Raw genomic sequence first — 13,266 nt, forward strand, 5'->3', positions numbered from 1 at the left:
CACCGGCGTTCCGCTGATGATCCTGCATCCGGTGACCGGCCCGGAGGCGGCCGTGGCGGCGTCGCGGCGGGACCGGGATCCGCGATGCCGAGGCCCCGCCCGGAACGGGCCCGTCCCGGCGGATGTTGGGCTGCCGGACCTGGAGCGGCGCGGCCGGCACGATGCGCCGCCCTCCTCGGGAGCGGAGACCATGATGCGTCAGCTCGTTCGCCTCGGCCTGGTGCTCGTCTGCTGCGCCCTGCCGGCCGTCGGTGAAGCCGTCGACCCGCAGGATCCGCGATCCGCGACGGGCGAGACGGGTCGTGCGGGAGCGCTGGACGGGACGTGGATCTGGCGGCTGCCCGATACGCCGAACGGTCTGCACCCGACCCAGAGCTGGCACGCCACCGGCTCCACGCCCGACGGCGACATCTACGTCGGCGGCATGGATCATCGGACCAACGCGGCCCTCTACCGCATCGAGGCGCGGACAGGCACGCTGCGCCTCGCTGGGGATGCGCGCTCGGCCTCCGAGGCCGCCCACAATTGGCTGCCCGGCGAGACGGCGCAGAAATTCCACACCCGGCCCCTCTGGCACCACGGCAAGGTCTACGTCGCCACCATGGATCGCTCGGACCTGGACGAGGGGTACCTCGCCCGCCGCGGCTTCCATTGGTATGCCTACGACCCGGCCCACGACCGCTTCACGGATCTGAGTGCCGCCGAGCCGGGCGGGAGCGCCGTGCCGCACGGCAATCTCGTGACCCTCGCCTCCGACCCGGTCCGCAACGTCATCTACGGCGCGGGCGTGCCCACCGGTGCGATCTACCGCTACGACGTCGCGACCGGTCGCACCCAGGATCTCGGCCGTCCGGCCTCCTACGGGCAGCCCTACGTCTACACGGGGCGCGTGATGTGGGTGGACGCGCGCGGGCGGCTCTATTTCACGGCCAGCAACTGGGACGCGCCCGCGGCGCACGACCACGTGCACTTCTATGACCCGCAGACCGGCTTCGGCGAGGAACCGGGCTGGGTGCTGAAGGACGGCATGGCCCTCGAGACCGGCCAGTGTTTCGACGGGGGCCGGCACTGCGTGTTCGGGGACGACCGCGGCCATGTCTATCGCTTCGATCAGGACGCGCACACCTGGACGTATCTCGGTCAGGTGGAGACCGGTAAGGCGGCCGGCTGGAACGGCGTGGAGTTCTGGCTCTTCGCCGTGGCGCCCGACCGCACCAGGGCTTACGTCGCCACCAGCACGTCCCCGCGGCCCAGCGACGACACGGCGCTCTACGAATTCGACTTCGCCAGCGGGCAGACACGGCGGCTCTGTGCCATGGCCGATCTCGATCCGGCCCTGGCGCACAGCCACGTCCACACCGGATACGACGCCTGGGATGCCGCGGGGCGCTTCTACTTCGCCAGCTTCGGATACGGCGACAAGCCGGTCGTGCGCGTGTCCCGGATCGATCCCGCCCGCCTGAAGGCGGCCCTGGCCCGACGAGCCGCCACCAAGGCCGGCGCGGGGGCCGGCCGCTGAGCCGACCGGGTGCGCCCATCGGTCCCCTCGGCCGTGGCGCGGGGCCAGCCGCGGATCGGGATCGCGGAGGGGTCACCCGATCCGTCAGGGCTCCGGAAGCCTGTCGGCCGCCGCCCGGTCGCGCGCTGGCCAGCGCGTGGGACGCCCCCCCGGCCGGCGCAGGCGGGGTGACTGCGGCCCGTCTCACCCCGCTAGGGCCGGCTATGCGGGGAAGCCGGCTTAACGATGCCTTTACCCTACGCCCGCAGCATCGGCGGGAAACCGGAGTGCCGTGACCCGCCATGCTTGATGCCGCGTTCTGGTGGTGTGCGACCGTGGCCCTCGTCGGGTCGGCCGGGCTGGTCGCCGTGGCGCTGCTGGCGGGGCGCTCGTCCCGGTCCTATCCGGCCGGGACCAAGCTGCCCAGGGAAGAGCACCTCATGGTCCGGCACTTCGGCCGGGCTTAGCCGGCCGGACCACTCAGCCGTCATCGTCGCCGGCGTCGAGCAGCCAATCGGGCAGACCGGGGATCACCTCTCCGGCGACCTCACCGGCGCTCTTGAGGGCCCGCTCGGCCTGCGCCTCGGGGTGCTCCCCCCGAACCTCGGCAAACAACTCCCGCGCCAGCCGGTCCAGATCCTCGTCGGACAGGTTCGATTTATCCGGTTCGGTCATCGGATGCCTCCTGAAGCGCTCATCCCCGTCCCGACCGGCTCACGGCCCCGGAAGGGCTCGGATCTCGCCACCCGCAGGCCGATACGCGACGCGGTCTCCTGCCACGATGCCGGGATGAGATTAGCCGGCCGTGACGCATTCTGACTTACGGTTGTGCCGGAATAGGCCACGGAGGGCGCGAGGCGGTCCGGAACCGGTGCGTCGTCGAGGGGGCCGCCGCCAGGATCACGGAGCGTCGGCCGGGTTCGGCCCGCACGTTCCCGATCGCGGCGCGAACCTCAGGCGGCGAGCGCCCGCCTCACCGTGGCGCGCAGATCCGCCAAGGAGAACGGCTTCGTCAGCACGTCGGTGACGATGGCGTCGAGCCCGCGGGCCCGTTCACGCTGGTCGGCGAAGCCGGTCATCAGCAGGATGGTGAGGTCCGGAAAATCGCGCTTGGCGGCGAGCGCCAGCGCGATGCCGTCCATGAGCGGCATGCGGATGTCGGTGAGCATGAGGTCGAAGCCGCCGCCCGCCTCGTTGAGGCGGTCGAGCCCGTCGCTGCCATCGTTGGCGGTGACGACCGCGTGGCCGTCGATCTCGAGACCCCGCTTGAGGAAGCCCCGGACGGTTTCTTCGTCATCCACCAGGAGGATGCGCGCCATGGGGTCCCGTAAACGTCCTCGATCCTGCGAGCGTCCCGCCGTCACGGCTTCGGGCTCATGGTGAACGACTGACACCGACGGATCCGCCGCCTGTCAAGATGTCACACCGCGAAACCGCCACCTCCAGGGGATGAGGGGCGAAAATGCCGCGCCGCGGGGCATTCGGGTCACGGATCGAACAGGTCGGGGTCGCCGCTGCCGTAATCGACGACGCCCACGAAGGGCAATTGGCGAAAGGCGTGGGCCGCATCCATCCCGTAGCCGACCACGAACACGTCGGGGCAGGTGAAGCCGACGAAGTCCGCGTCGATCGTCACCGCGCGCTTGCCCGGCTTCTCGAGAAGCACGGCGGTCAGCACCCGCCGCGCGCCGCGCGCCATCAGCAGGTCCTTGGCGAAGACGACGGTCCGGCCGGATTCCAGGATGTCGTCCACGAGCAGGACGTCCCGGCCGCGCACCTCGCTCTGCACGTCGCGCAGGATCTCCACCTGCCCGGTGGAGACCGTCCCGGTGCGGTAGCTCGACAGATGTACGAACTCGACCTGCGGCGAGAGACCGACCCGGTGCAGGGCCCGGAGCAGGTCGGCCGCGAACATGAAGCTGCCCTTGAGCACCGCCACGACCAAGAGGTTGTCCGGCCGGGCGGCCAGGATCTCCTGGGCCAACTCGTCGTTGCGCTTGGCGATCACCGCCTCGTCGAACAGGGTTCGGACGCGCCGTTCAGGGATGCTCATCACACGTGTCCCGGAAGCCCGGCCGCGGGACGGGACCCGCCGCCGCGATCGGCGACGGTCTTAGCGTTCCTCGGGCGCGGGGGAAACACCGGATCCACGCGGCAAAGCCTCCGCGGCCGCAAGGCCTCGCCGCCCGTAAGGCCAAGTCGCCGGCAAGGCCAAGCCGCCGGCAAGGCCAAGTCGCCGGCAAGGCCAAGCCGCCGGCGAGGCGGGCGTCAGGCCCCTGCCGCACGCTGGAAGGGACGCAGGATCCGGACGAGCCGGCCCTTGCGCGGCCCGGCCTCGTGCCTGCGTGCCGCGGCCGGGCGGGCTTCCGCGGCCGGCTCGGGGGTTCCCTCCGCCTGCCCGGGAGCTTCGTCCGTCCGGCCGGGGGCTTCCTCCGCCGGCTCGGAGTGCCGGACCTCGTCCAGGACGTCGGCCACGATGCGGGGAATCGGGCGCTGGTGTTCCTCGAGCAGGAGCGAGGCGGTCCAGAGCCGGCTGGCATTCGCCAGCGGGAGGGTTCCGCGGGTCAGGCGCTCCATCAGCATCCGGTCGGCCAGGGTCGCCGCCAGCGCGCTCACGGTCTCGAGCTGATCCTGCTGCATCGTGCTGGTCATGGTATCTTCAGTTCATGTGCATGATCAAAACAAGCGGTCTCGCGAACGTATGCGGTCAAATTTGGCGATTCTATAGCATTCGCACTTGCGAAAAGCCGGCGTTCCGCCCCGAAGCCTGACGGAGACCGGGCGGCGGACGCACGCCGCAGCGCCATGGATCACGAGAAAAGGTCCCGCCTCCCGATGACGAGCCCTGCGGCGCAGTCCGGAAGAACGGATACCTACGCGCTGCGCACGCCAGGATCCCGTCAACCCGTGTCCGACCCTCGGTCCGCATCGAAAACCGTCGACATGCTGCGCTTCGTCGGGCATTCAGAGCGATCTCGGGAGGAACCATGACGGGCGCGGCGACGATCTCGGGGCCTGAGCGCGAGCGGATCGCCGCGGTGCTGGCCGAGATCGCCTGCACGGCCGGCGAGGTGCTGCGCCGCTACCACCGAGGCCCCTGCCCTCACGCCCTGAAGGCGGACGGATCCCCGTCGAGTGCCGCCGACGTCGAGGCCGAGGACCTGATCGTCGCCGCCCTGGCAGCACGGTATCCCGGGATCGCCGTGGTTGCCGAGGAGCGCGCCCAGTCCGTCACGACGCGTCCGGCGGACCTCTTCTTCCTGGTCGACCCCCTGGACGGCACCCGCGACTTCCTGGCCGGGACGCCGGACTACTCGGTCAACATAGCCCTGGTGGCGGGCGCGCGCCCCGTGGCGGCAGCCCTCGCGGCTCCCGGGCTCGACCGGGTCTGGTGGGCCGGCGCGACGACGGTCGAGGCCCCGGTGGTTGCGGGGCGTCCCGGCACCGGGCGCCCCGTGCGGGCGCGCGCCGTTCCGGAGACCGGTCTCGTCGCCCTCGGCAGCCGGCGGCACGGCGATGCCGAGACTGCCACCTGCCTCGCCACCCTGCCCATCCGCGAGACGCGACAGGTCGGCTCCGCCCTCAAGTTCGGCCTGATCGCCGCCGGCGAGGCGGACATCTACGTGCGCTGCGGCCCGACCATGGAATGGGACACGGCGGCCGGCGATCACGTCGTGTCGGCGGCCGGGGGCTGCGTGGTCGTGCCGGGCGGCGGCCCGATCCGCTACGGGCAGGGCGGGATCGACCATCGCAACGGGCCCTTCGCGGCCCTCGGCGATCCGGCCCTGGCAGCCCGCCTCGCCCTTCCTGCCCGCGGCAGGGATGCGCCTGCGGAGTCGCAGGTCAGCGCGGCGCATCCGTGAAGGGGATGTCCTGCAGCCCGCGCAGGCCGGGCCAGGCCGCCTCCGCCTGCCCGGCGAGACCGGGGTCGGCAAGGAAGCGGGCTCGACGCCCGGCGTCCCGGAACAGGTAGAGGCGCTCGTCGATCACCGCGAAGATCAGCGGATTGGAATCCACCAGACGCCCCTCCAGGATTCCGGCCGCGTCGTAGCCGCCGAGCCGCGGCGCGTAGGTCCGGGGATCGTCGCGGAAGGCCTCGCGGTTGGCGCCGTTGGCGAAGCGCCAGACCCGCCCGCCCCAGGACAGCTCGAACCGCGCGGAGCCGGCCGCCGGTCCGCGCTCCAGGAAGTAGCTGACCGGATCGAAGCCGTTGAGCGTGAGCAGCGCGATCGGCGTCCCGGCCGGCTCCGCATGCGCCGGCAGGATCATCCCGAACGCAGCGGCGAGGGTAGCGGCTACGGCTACGGCGACGGCGAGGGCGCGCGCCGACCCGAGCCGGCGCGGCAGATCGGGTGCGGGGTCGGGACGCGTTAACCACATCTTGCGGATTCCCTCGGAAGCTGGTCCCACTCATCCGCCCGGGCCACGCTGGACAAAGGCCCGGATGGACGACAGCGCCCAGGCCGCTCCGGGCCGCGGGCGCGGTCGCGGCCGGCCGAGGGGACGAGAGCGGCACAGGTCCATCGCGCGAACCGTTAATCGAACCGGGCGAGGAGACAACGATGACGGCACCAGACGATCGCGGCACCGACCGCCGCCACCTGCTGCGCGCGGGCCTCGCCCTGGCGCTCGGCGCGCCCCTCGCGGGCCTCGGCGCCGCGGGCACCGCCCTGGCGCGCGGCGAGGATCTCGACACCCCCGAGACCTTCCGACCCGGCGAGATCGTCGAGTCGGGCCACAGGTTCTTCGGCTCGGTGTCGCGCGGCCTCGCGCTCACCGTCGAGGAGGCGGGCCGGCGCTGGGGCGAGCCGAACGGCTACATCCTCGGCCAGGAGGGCGGCGGCGCGGTGGTGGCCGGCGTCCGCTACGGCGAGGGTACGCTGTACACCCGCAACGCCGGCCAGAAGCGCATCTACTGGCAGGGTCCGTCGGTCGGCTTCGACGTGGGCGGCGACGGGGCGCGCACCATGATGCTCGTCTACAACCTGCCGAACGTGCGCGAGCTGTATCGGCGCTTCGCGGGCGTCGACGGCTCGGCCTACCTCGTGGGCGGGTTCGGCATGACCGCGGTGGTGAACGACCGGATCATCGTGGTGCCGATCCGCAGCGGCGTCGGCGCGCGGCTGGGCATCAATGTCGGCTATCTCAAGTTCACCCGGGAGCCGACCTGGAACCCCTTCTGATTGATCTACGGGATCTGATTTCACCCTGGCGGCCGACCTGGGCTAGAATGGACGCCGTCCGGGTCTTCCGGCTGCATGCACGGGCTGCTCCCTCGTGATCGAAACCGTGATGATCTTCGTGCTGGGCTTCCTGGCGGCGAGCCTGTGCGGCCTGCTGCTGCTGCCGGCCGTCAACGCGCGCGCCGCGCGCCTGGAGCGGCGGCGGGCGGAGGCACGCCTGCCCCTGTCGCCGGCCGAGATCGCCGCCGAGCGCGACTTCCTGCGCGCGCAGTTCGCCGTCCAGCAGCGCCGTCTGGAGCGCCGAGTGGAGACGGTGGAAGCCAAGCGGCAGGCCGACATGGCAGCGCTCGGGGCCGGGACGGTGCGGGCCGCCGCCCTCGCCCGCGACCTCGCGGCCCGCGAGGCCGAGATCGCCGTGGCGCAAGCCAAGACCCGGGAGCTTGAGACCGAACTCGCCCTCGCCCGCGAGGATGGCACGGCGAGCTTCGCCACGCTGCAGGCCCTCGAAGAGGCGCATGCCGACCTGATCGACAGCCTTCTGGCGATGCGGCGGGGGCCGCCGCCGACGGCCGACCTCGATGCCGCGGCCGTGGCGGCCGAGCGCGACGCCCTGCGGGCCAGCCTGCGGGCGGCCGAGGAGGCGCTGGCCCTGACGCTGGCGGACCGGCAGGCCGACAAGGCCGTGGACCGCGGCGCGGACGGACAGGCGGGCATCGAGCGGGAGAACGCGGATCTGCGCCGGCGAATCGCGGAGGTCGCCGACGCCCTCACGAATCCCGGCCGGATGCCGCGGGCTACCTATCCGGTTGCGCAATCCGAACGGGTGTGACGTCATTCCGGGTTGGAATCGGGCCGTCGCCGGGCGGCCCGGTCCGGAAGTCCGCGCCGACTGCCTTGTTTCGACCATGCAAAGGCATCATCGCAGCGCCGACTCGTCCCGCACGTTTCAACTTCCAAGATGGTACGGATACCCATGCGCCTGAAGCCGATCGTCCTCGCCATCGCGGCGGCCTTCGCCCTGACTCTGCCGGCAGCGGCCCAGCAGTCGAAGCGGGGTAACGAGACCCTGAAGAAGTACTGCACCGGCGATTACCTGACTTACTGCGGCAATCTGGCTCCCGACGACCCCGCGACCGATGCGTGCTTCCAGAAAAACTGGAAGAAGCTCAGCGAGAATTGCCGCCGGGCGATCGATGCCTACGAGGCCGAGCAGGACCAGAACGCCCCGAGCAAGGGTCGGCAGGGCTCCCAGGGCGGCAGGGAACGCCGGGGCTGAGGACCGCGCCCGTCCTGTGGCGGGCACGCGCTCGCGCCGGGGCGCGGCAACCGCTAAGGTAGCGCTTCCACCGGCCCTCGCGGGCCGGCGCCGTGCCCGCCGGACCCTCGTGCGATGCTGTCGACCCCTGCCCTGAAACTCCTGGCCGCGTCCGGCCTCGTCGCCCTCGCGGTCTCCGCTTGCGGGCGACGCGGCGCGCTGGAGCCGCCCCAGGCGTCGGTCCCCGTCGGACCCGTCGCTGCGCAGGCGGGTTCCGGCACGGTGAGCGGCCGCAGGACGCTGCCGGTCTCAGGCGGCCTGGGCGGCGGCGCATCCGAGCCGGAGGCCGCCGCGGTCCGCGCGGGCGACGAGCTCTCGGCGGCGGCGGTGCCGCCGGGCGGCACCGATGCGCCGGTGGAGACCAGCCGCGGCGCCCGACGCGGCTACCGCGTCCCGAAGGAGCCTTTCCTTCTGGACCCGCTGCTGTAGAGGGCAGGACGAAGGGCCGCCCGGCGCCGCAGGCCCGCGAGGCGCCGCGCCCGCCCGTTGAACCCGGACCGCGGAGCGCCCCCTTCGGCGCGGGGTCCGGCATTCCAGGGACAGCAGCCCGCGCCCGGGCGCGAGACGAGACACGGCCGAGATGCATCACTTCCAGTACCGCGACGGGCGCCTGCACGCCGAGGACGTCGACCTGACCGGCCTCGCCGCGGAGGTCGGCACGCCGTTCTACTGCTACAGCACCGCCACCTTGGAGCGGCACTACCGCGTGTTCGCCGAGGCGTTCGCGGGCGACGACGCGCTGGTCTGCTTCGCGATGAAGGCGAATTCGAACCAGGCCGTCCTGCGAACCCTCGCGGCCCGGGGCGCCGGCATGGACATCGTCTCGGGGGGCGAGCTGCACCGGGCGTTGGCGGCCGGGGTCGATCCCGCCAAGATCGTCTTCTCGGGCGTGGGAAAGACCGGCGCCGAGATGGAGGCGGCGCTGAAGGCCGGCATCTTCTGCTTCAATGTCGAGAGCGAGCCGGAACTCACGGCCCTGTCCGAGACGGCCATCAGCCTGGGCCTCAAGGCGCCGGTCTCGATCCGGGTGAACCCCGACGTGGACGCCGGCACGCACGCCAAGATCTCCACCGGCAAGTACGAGAACAAGTTCGGCATCCCGATCAACCGGGCGCCGGCGGTCTACGCGGCGGCGGCCGCCCTGCCGGGCCTCGCCGTGCACGGCGTCGACATGCATATCGGCAGCCAGATCACGGATCTCGCTCCCTTCGCCGACGCCGCGCGGCTGCTCGCCGACCTCGCCCGGAAGCTGATGGCGGCGGGCCATCCGCTCCGCCACATCGATTTCGGCGGCGGCCTCGGAATCCCCTACCGCGACGACAACGCCCCGCCCCCCGACCCGGCGGCGCTCGCCGCGACCCTGCGGCCCCACTTCGCACCCCTGGGCCTGCGTCCGGTCTTCGAGATCGGCCGGATGATCGCCGGCAATGCCGGGATCCTGGTGACCCGCGTGCTCTACGTGAAGCACAGCGCGGGGCGCACCTTCGTGATCGTCGACGCGGCGATGAACGACCTGATCCGCCCGACCCTGTACGAGGCCTATCACGGCCTGCGTCCCGTCATCGAGCCGGACCCCGACACCGCGCAACACGTCGTCGACGTGGTCGGCCCGGTCTGCGAGAGCGGCGACTATCTCGCCCTTAACCGCGAGATGCCCGCCGTGAAGGCCGGCGACCTGATCGCCGTCATGAGCGCGGGCGCCTACGGGGCGGTCCAGTCCTGCACCTACAACACCCGGCCGCTGGTGCCGGAGGTGCTGGTGCGGGAGGACCGCGCCGCGATCGTGCGCCCCCGCGTCGAGGTCGAGACCCTCGTGGCCCTCGACCGCGTGCCGGACTGGCTCGCGTGACCGGCGGCGTCGCGACCGGCTCGCCTTCGGGGAATCACCGGGCTGGCCGCCTGCCGCTCTCCATCTTCCTCATCGCGCACGACGAAGTGGACCGGATCGGCGCGACCATCCGGGCGGTGCGCGACCTGACCGACGACCTCGTGGTGGTCGATTCGGGCTCCACGGACGGCACGCAGGCGCTCGCCGCGTCGCTCGGCGCGCGGGTGATCCACAATCCCTGGCCGGGCTACGGCCCGCAGAAGCGCTTCGCCGAGGAGCAGTGCCGGCATGTCTGGCTCCTGAACCTCGACGCCGACGAGGTGGTGCCGGACGCGCTTGCCCGCGAGATCCGCGGCCTGTTCGCATCGGGCGAGCCGCGCCAACCGGCGTGGCGGATCGGGATCGCCGAGATCTTCCCCGGCGAGGCGCACCCGCACCCGCTCGCCTACCGGCTGACCCCGGTGCGGCTCTACCGGAAGGACCGGGGCCGCTACGCCGCCTCGCCGGTCCACGACCGGGTCGTCCTGGAGGCGGGGGTGCGGCCCGGGCGGCTTCGGGGCGTGATCCACCATTTCTCCGTGCGCTCGCTGGGCGACCAGCTCGACAAGCTCAACCGCTACTCCGACCAGCAGGCGGACGATCTGGAGGCGCGGGGCGTCGTGATTCCGACGTGGCGGGTCTTCGTCGAGCTGCCGGGCAACTTCCTCAAGGCCTATCTCGGCCGGCGCCATGCCGTGCGCGGCACCTACGGCTTCCTGACCGCAATGAACTACGCGATCTCGCGCCACCTGCGCGTCGCCAAGCACGTCGAGCGCCGCCGCCTCGCCGCCACCCACCGGGATCGGGTTGACCCGCCCGATCCGACCTTCTAGAGCCAGAGCGCCGGAGACGTGGCCGAGCGGCTGAAGGCACTCGTTTGCTAAATGAGCATACCCAGAAATGGGTATCGAGGGTTCGAATCCCTCCGTCTCCGCCAGATTTCCCATTCCAGCCAGTTATTGAGCTGGCGTTTCGCCAAGAGCTTAATTTCTTCGCTCCTGGCGGCACTTTGCGCAGGCCGCATATCCGAGCTGAGCGGCTGAGACGCACTCGGGCGGATTTGCGGGCCCTTCTCGCGTCGCCGTCTCGCTTCAGCCTGGCGCCAGTACCACCGTCTCAGCCTGCGCCCCAGGCAGATCAACCGTCGGCAGTCTCCGCGCCCGCACACAGCCTCGTCCCTCTCGATCGCATGAGCCGATGATGTCAGGGGGGCGGACTGTTCGAGCGAGTCGTTCGAGGCGGCGGCTCAGGCCATAGCCAAGCCCGCTCGCTGCTCGACCCAGTCCAGCGGCAGGCGGGTGTCTCGCATCAGCTGAGCCGCGTTCAACTCGAGGGGGTGATCGCCCGCGATCAATCGGGCCGTAATGTCGGGCGCCAGGTAGCTGAGCCGCAGCAGTCGCGCGGTATAGGGGCGCGTCAGACCCTCGGCCCGCGCCACCTCGTCAATCAACATCGGCGTGTCGCCCGTCAGCCGCTCGCGGATGCGATGCGCCCGGCCGAGCAGCCGACCCAGGCTCGCGTCTGGATCAGGGCCCGCCGCCTCGCCCGGCAGCATCAAGCGCATCTCCATACCGACACGCTTCAACTCCACCGCTACCGCCAGCCGCAGCGGCAACTCAGCTGCGGTCGAGCCCTCTGTCTCCTCCCGCTTGGCCACGCCGAGTCGATGCAGCAGCGCAGCGCCGTCGATCGCGATCTCAATCCGCCCGGTGTGCACGTCGATGCGGGTGACGACGGTCTGCAGGAGCTGCCGCTGCTGCGACTGCGGCAGCTCCGGCCACTGCGCCGCCAGCCGCGCGGCTGCTACCACCATCGCGTGCTGCTCGGGGGCCGACTGTTCGCGCGCGAGATCCTGCAGCGCGTTCGCATCCACGAGCAGCGCACGCAGGCGGTCCGTCACCACCGCCTCGAGCTTGGCCGCCGGAATGCGCTGACCAGCGATCTTTGGCCCGTCACCGGCGGCCGCGGTCGTCACATCCGCCTCGCTCACATCGTGTGGCTCGTTCCTATCAGCGCCGGCCGCGCCGGTGATCAGGCGCCGCGAGACATAGTAGCGGTAGCGCACCCCGCGCTTGTTGGTGTGGGTCGGCGTCAGCCGCTCGCCAGCGGCGTCGTAGACCAGCCCGGCCAACAGGCTCGGCGCCTCCGAGCGAACGCCCTCGTCGCGCTCGATCCGGTTCTGCGCCAGGATCGCCTGCGCCTCGGCAAACAGCTCCGCATCGACGATCGCCGCGTGCTCGCCGGGGTAGGCTTCGCCCTTGTGCACCACCTCGCCGCGGTAGAGCCGGTTGGCCAGCATCGCGTACAGCGCGCCCCGCCCGAGCGGCTGGCCGCCGAAGGCGCCGCCATCGGCCGCGCGTCGCGCCTTGCTGTGGATGCCGGCCTGAGCCAGCTCGGCCGCTAGAAGCCGCACCGAGCGCAGGCCCCAGTAGCGGCGGAAGATCAGCCGCACCGTCTCGGCCTCGGCCTCGTTCACGACGAGCTTGCGCTCGGCCATGTCGTAGCCGAGCGGCGGCAAGCCAGCCATCCACATACCCTTGCGCTTGCTCGCGGCGATCGTGTCGCGGATGCGCTCGCCGGTGACCTCGCGCTCGAACTGGGCGAAAGACCAGAGCACGTTGGACTTGCCTCGAGAAAGTGGAGAGCTCTTTTCCTGAAGGAGGAGGGTTCCGATGGCAGACCGGAAGCAGACCTTTACCCCCGAGTTTCGTGCTGAGGCGGTTCGGCTAGCGCAGACGAGTGGGCGGTCCCGCCGCGAGGTAGCCGCCGATCTCGGCGTGGGGCTCTCGACGCTGCGCAACTGGATCGACGGCCGGCGTGACCGTGAGATGGACCATCCGCCGGCCGATCGGCAGGAGGACATGGCCGCCGAGCTCAAGCGCCTGCGGCGCGAGAACGAGGTGCTGCGCCAGGAGCGGGAGATCCTGAAGCGGGCCACGGCTTTTTTCGCCAAGGAGGGAAGTCGATGAGGTTCCGCCTCATCGACGCGGCGAAGAAGGACTTCCCGGTCGCGCGCCTGTGCAAGGTCCTCAACCTCAGTCCGAGCGGCTATTTCGCCTGGAAGGACCGCCCGGCCTCGACGCGGCAGCGCGAGGATCTCGTGCTGCTTGCCCACGTCCGCTCCGCCTTCACGCTCTCGCACGAGACGTATGGCAGCCCGCGCATGACTCACGAGCTGCGCGAGCAGGGTTTGGCGGCCGGCCGGCGACGCGTGGCCCGGCTGATGCGGGAGAACGGGCTCAAAGCCCGCCAGCCGCGGCGCTTCCGGCGCACCACGGACAGCGGTCACGCCTTTCCAGTCGCGCCCAACCACCTCGACCAGGACTTCACGGCGGCTGGGCCGGATCGGAAGTGGGGGAGCGACATCTCCTACATCTGGACGGGGGAGGGCTGGTTGTACCTG

General features: G+C 71.4%; 15 protein-coding genes, 1 tRNA gene and 1 pseudogene. 11 read left to right on the forward strand and 6 right to left on the reverse strand.

Annotated features, from left to right (window positions below; translation table 11 throughout):
• Positions 1 to 190 precede the first annotated feature (190 nt).
• Both MFF58_RS10535 and MFF58_RS10540 read left to right on the forward strand, forming a co-directional pair.
• Positions 191 to 1,519 (forward strand): Kelch repeat-containing protein, encoded by a 1,329-nt coding sequence (locus tag MFF58_RS10535; protein WP_238287123.1) that lies wholly within the window; start codon positions 191 to 193, stop codon positions 1,517 to 1,519.
• A 281-nt stretch (positions 1,520 to 1,800) separates the two neighbouring features.
• Positions 1,801 to 1,965 carry a hypothetical protein gene (locus MFF58_RS10540; RefSeq protein WP_238287125.1) on the forward strand — a complete coding sequence of 55 codons (165 nt, stop codon included), beginning with the start codon at positions 1,801 to 1,803 and terminating at the stop codon, positions 1,963 to 1,965.
• Positions 1,966 to 1,978: 13 nt separating this feature from the next.
• On the opposite strand, the gene MFF58_RS10545 is transcribed toward MFF58_RS10540, so the two are convergent.
• The 4 genes from MFF58_RS10545 to MFF58_RS10560 all read right to left on the reverse strand — a co-directional run bounded on the left by MFF58_RS10545 (position 1,979) and on the right by MFF58_RS10560 (position 4,150).
• A complete protein-coding gene (locus tag MFF58_RS10545) occupies positions 1,979 to 2,173 on the reverse strand; it encodes a hypothetical protein (protein ID WP_238287127.1) in 195 nt (64 codons plus the stop codon).
• 278 nt (positions 2,174 to 2,451) lie between these two features.
• Positions 2,452 to 2,817: a response regulator gene (locus MFF58_RS10550; RefSeq protein WP_238287129.1), complete on the reverse strand. Its 366-nt coding sequence runs from the start codon at positions 2,815 to 2,817 to the stop codon at positions 2,452 to 2,454.
• A gap of 167 nt (positions 2,818 to 2,984) precedes the next feature.
• On the reverse strand, positions 2,985 to 3,551 hold the full coding sequence (gene hpt / locus MFF58_RS10555; protein ID WP_238287131.1) for a hypoxanthine phosphoribosyltransferase: 567 nt from the start codon (positions 3,549 to 3,551) through the stop codon (positions 2,985 to 2,987).
• A 215-nt stretch (positions 3,552 to 3,766) separates the two neighbouring features.
• A complete protein-coding gene (locus tag MFF58_RS10560) occupies positions 3,767 to 4,150 on the reverse strand; it encodes a hypothetical protein (protein ID WP_238287133.1) in 384 nt (127 codons plus the stop codon).
• Between the two features lie 335 nt (positions 4,151 to 4,485).
• Here MFF58_RS10560 and MFF58_RS10565 point away from each other — a divergent pair, with 335 nt between their 5' ends.
• A complete protein-coding gene (locus MFF58_RS10565) occupies positions 4,486 to 5,361 on the forward strand; it encodes a 3'(2'),5'-bisphosphate nucleotidase CysQ family protein (RefSeq protein WP_238287134.1) in 876 nt (291 codons plus the stop codon).
• On the opposite strand, the gene MFF58_RS10570 is transcribed toward MFF58_RS10565, so the two are convergent.
• Entirely contained in the window at positions 5,342 to 5,878 is a 537-nt protein-coding gene (locus MFF58_RS10570) for a YHS domain-containing (seleno)protein (protein ID WP_238287135.1), read from the reverse strand. The genes MFF58_RS10565 and MFF58_RS10570 overlap by 20 nt on opposite strands.
• Positions 5,879 to 6,060: 182 nt before the next feature.
• On the opposite strand from MFF58_RS10570, the gene MFF58_RS10575 reads away from it, so the two are divergent.
• From MFF58_RS10575 to MFF58_RS10605, 7 genes are all read left to right on the forward strand, one after another.
• Positions 6,061 to 6,681 (forward strand): DUF1134 domain-containing protein, encoded by a 621-nt coding sequence (locus MFF58_RS10575; protein WP_238287136.1) that lies wholly within the window; start codon positions 6,061 to 6,063, stop codon positions 6,679 to 6,681.
• Positions 6,682 to 6,775: 94 nt separating this feature from the next.
• A complete protein-coding gene (locus MFF58_RS10580) occupies positions 6,776 to 7,510 on the forward strand; it encodes a hypothetical protein (RefSeq protein WP_238287137.1) in 735 nt (244 codons plus the stop codon).
• Positions 7,511 to 7,654: 144 nt separating this feature from the next.
• On the forward strand, positions 7,655 to 7,957 hold the full coding sequence (locus tag MFF58_RS10585) for a 3',5'-cyclic-nucleotide phosphodiesterase (protein ID WP_238287138.1): 303 nt from the start codon (positions 7,655 to 7,657) through the stop codon (positions 7,955 to 7,957).
• Between the two features lie 114 nt (positions 7,958 to 8,071).
• On the forward strand, positions 8,072 to 8,425 hold the full coding sequence (lptM, locus tag MFF58_RS10590; RefSeq protein WP_238287139.1) for an LPS translocon maturation chaperone LptM: 354 nt from the start codon (positions 8,072 to 8,074) through the stop codon (positions 8,423 to 8,425).
• Between the two features lie 151 nt (positions 8,426 to 8,576).
• Complete coding sequence (lysA, locus tag MFF58_RS10595) at positions 8,577 to 9,845, forward strand: diaminopimelate decarboxylase (RefSeq protein ID WP_238287140.1); 1,269 nt, start codon at positions 8,577 to 8,579, stop codon at positions 9,843 to 9,845.
• The gene (locus MFF58_RS10600; protein WP_238287141.1) at positions 9,842 to 10,696 is read left to right on the forward strand and encodes a glycosyltransferase family 2 protein; all 855 of its coding nucleotides are present in this window, start codon (positions 9,842 to 9,844) and stop codon (positions 10,694 to 10,696) included. Before lysA ends, MFF58_RS10600 begins: the two co-directional genes overlap by 4 nt.
• 12 nt (positions 10,697 to 10,708) lie before the next feature.
• A tRNA-Ser gene (locus tag MFF58_RS10605) sits at positions 10,709 to 10,800 on the forward strand.
• Positions 10,801 to 11,109: 309 nt separating this feature from the next.
• Here the strand turns inward: MFF58_RS10605 and MFF58_RS10610 are convergent.
• Positions 11,110 to 12,480, reverse strand: a complete 1,371-nt coding sequence (locus tag MFF58_RS10610) for a recombinase family protein (protein WP_238287142.1) — start codon at positions 12,478 to 12,480, stop codon at positions 11,110 to 11,112.
• A 55-nt stretch (positions 12,481 to 12,535) separates the two neighbouring features.
• Here MFF58_RS10610 and MFF58_RS10615 point away from each other — a divergent pair.
• Positions 12,536 to 13,266: pseudogene (locus MFF58_RS10615) on the forward strand (IS3 family transposase); the annotation flags it as partial.

The sequence above is a fragment of the Methylobacterium longum genome (assembly GCF_022179385.1).
Classification (GTDB): Bacteria; Pseudomonadota; Alphaproteobacteria; order Rhizobiales; family Beijerinckiaceae; genus Methylobacterium; species Methylobacterium longum.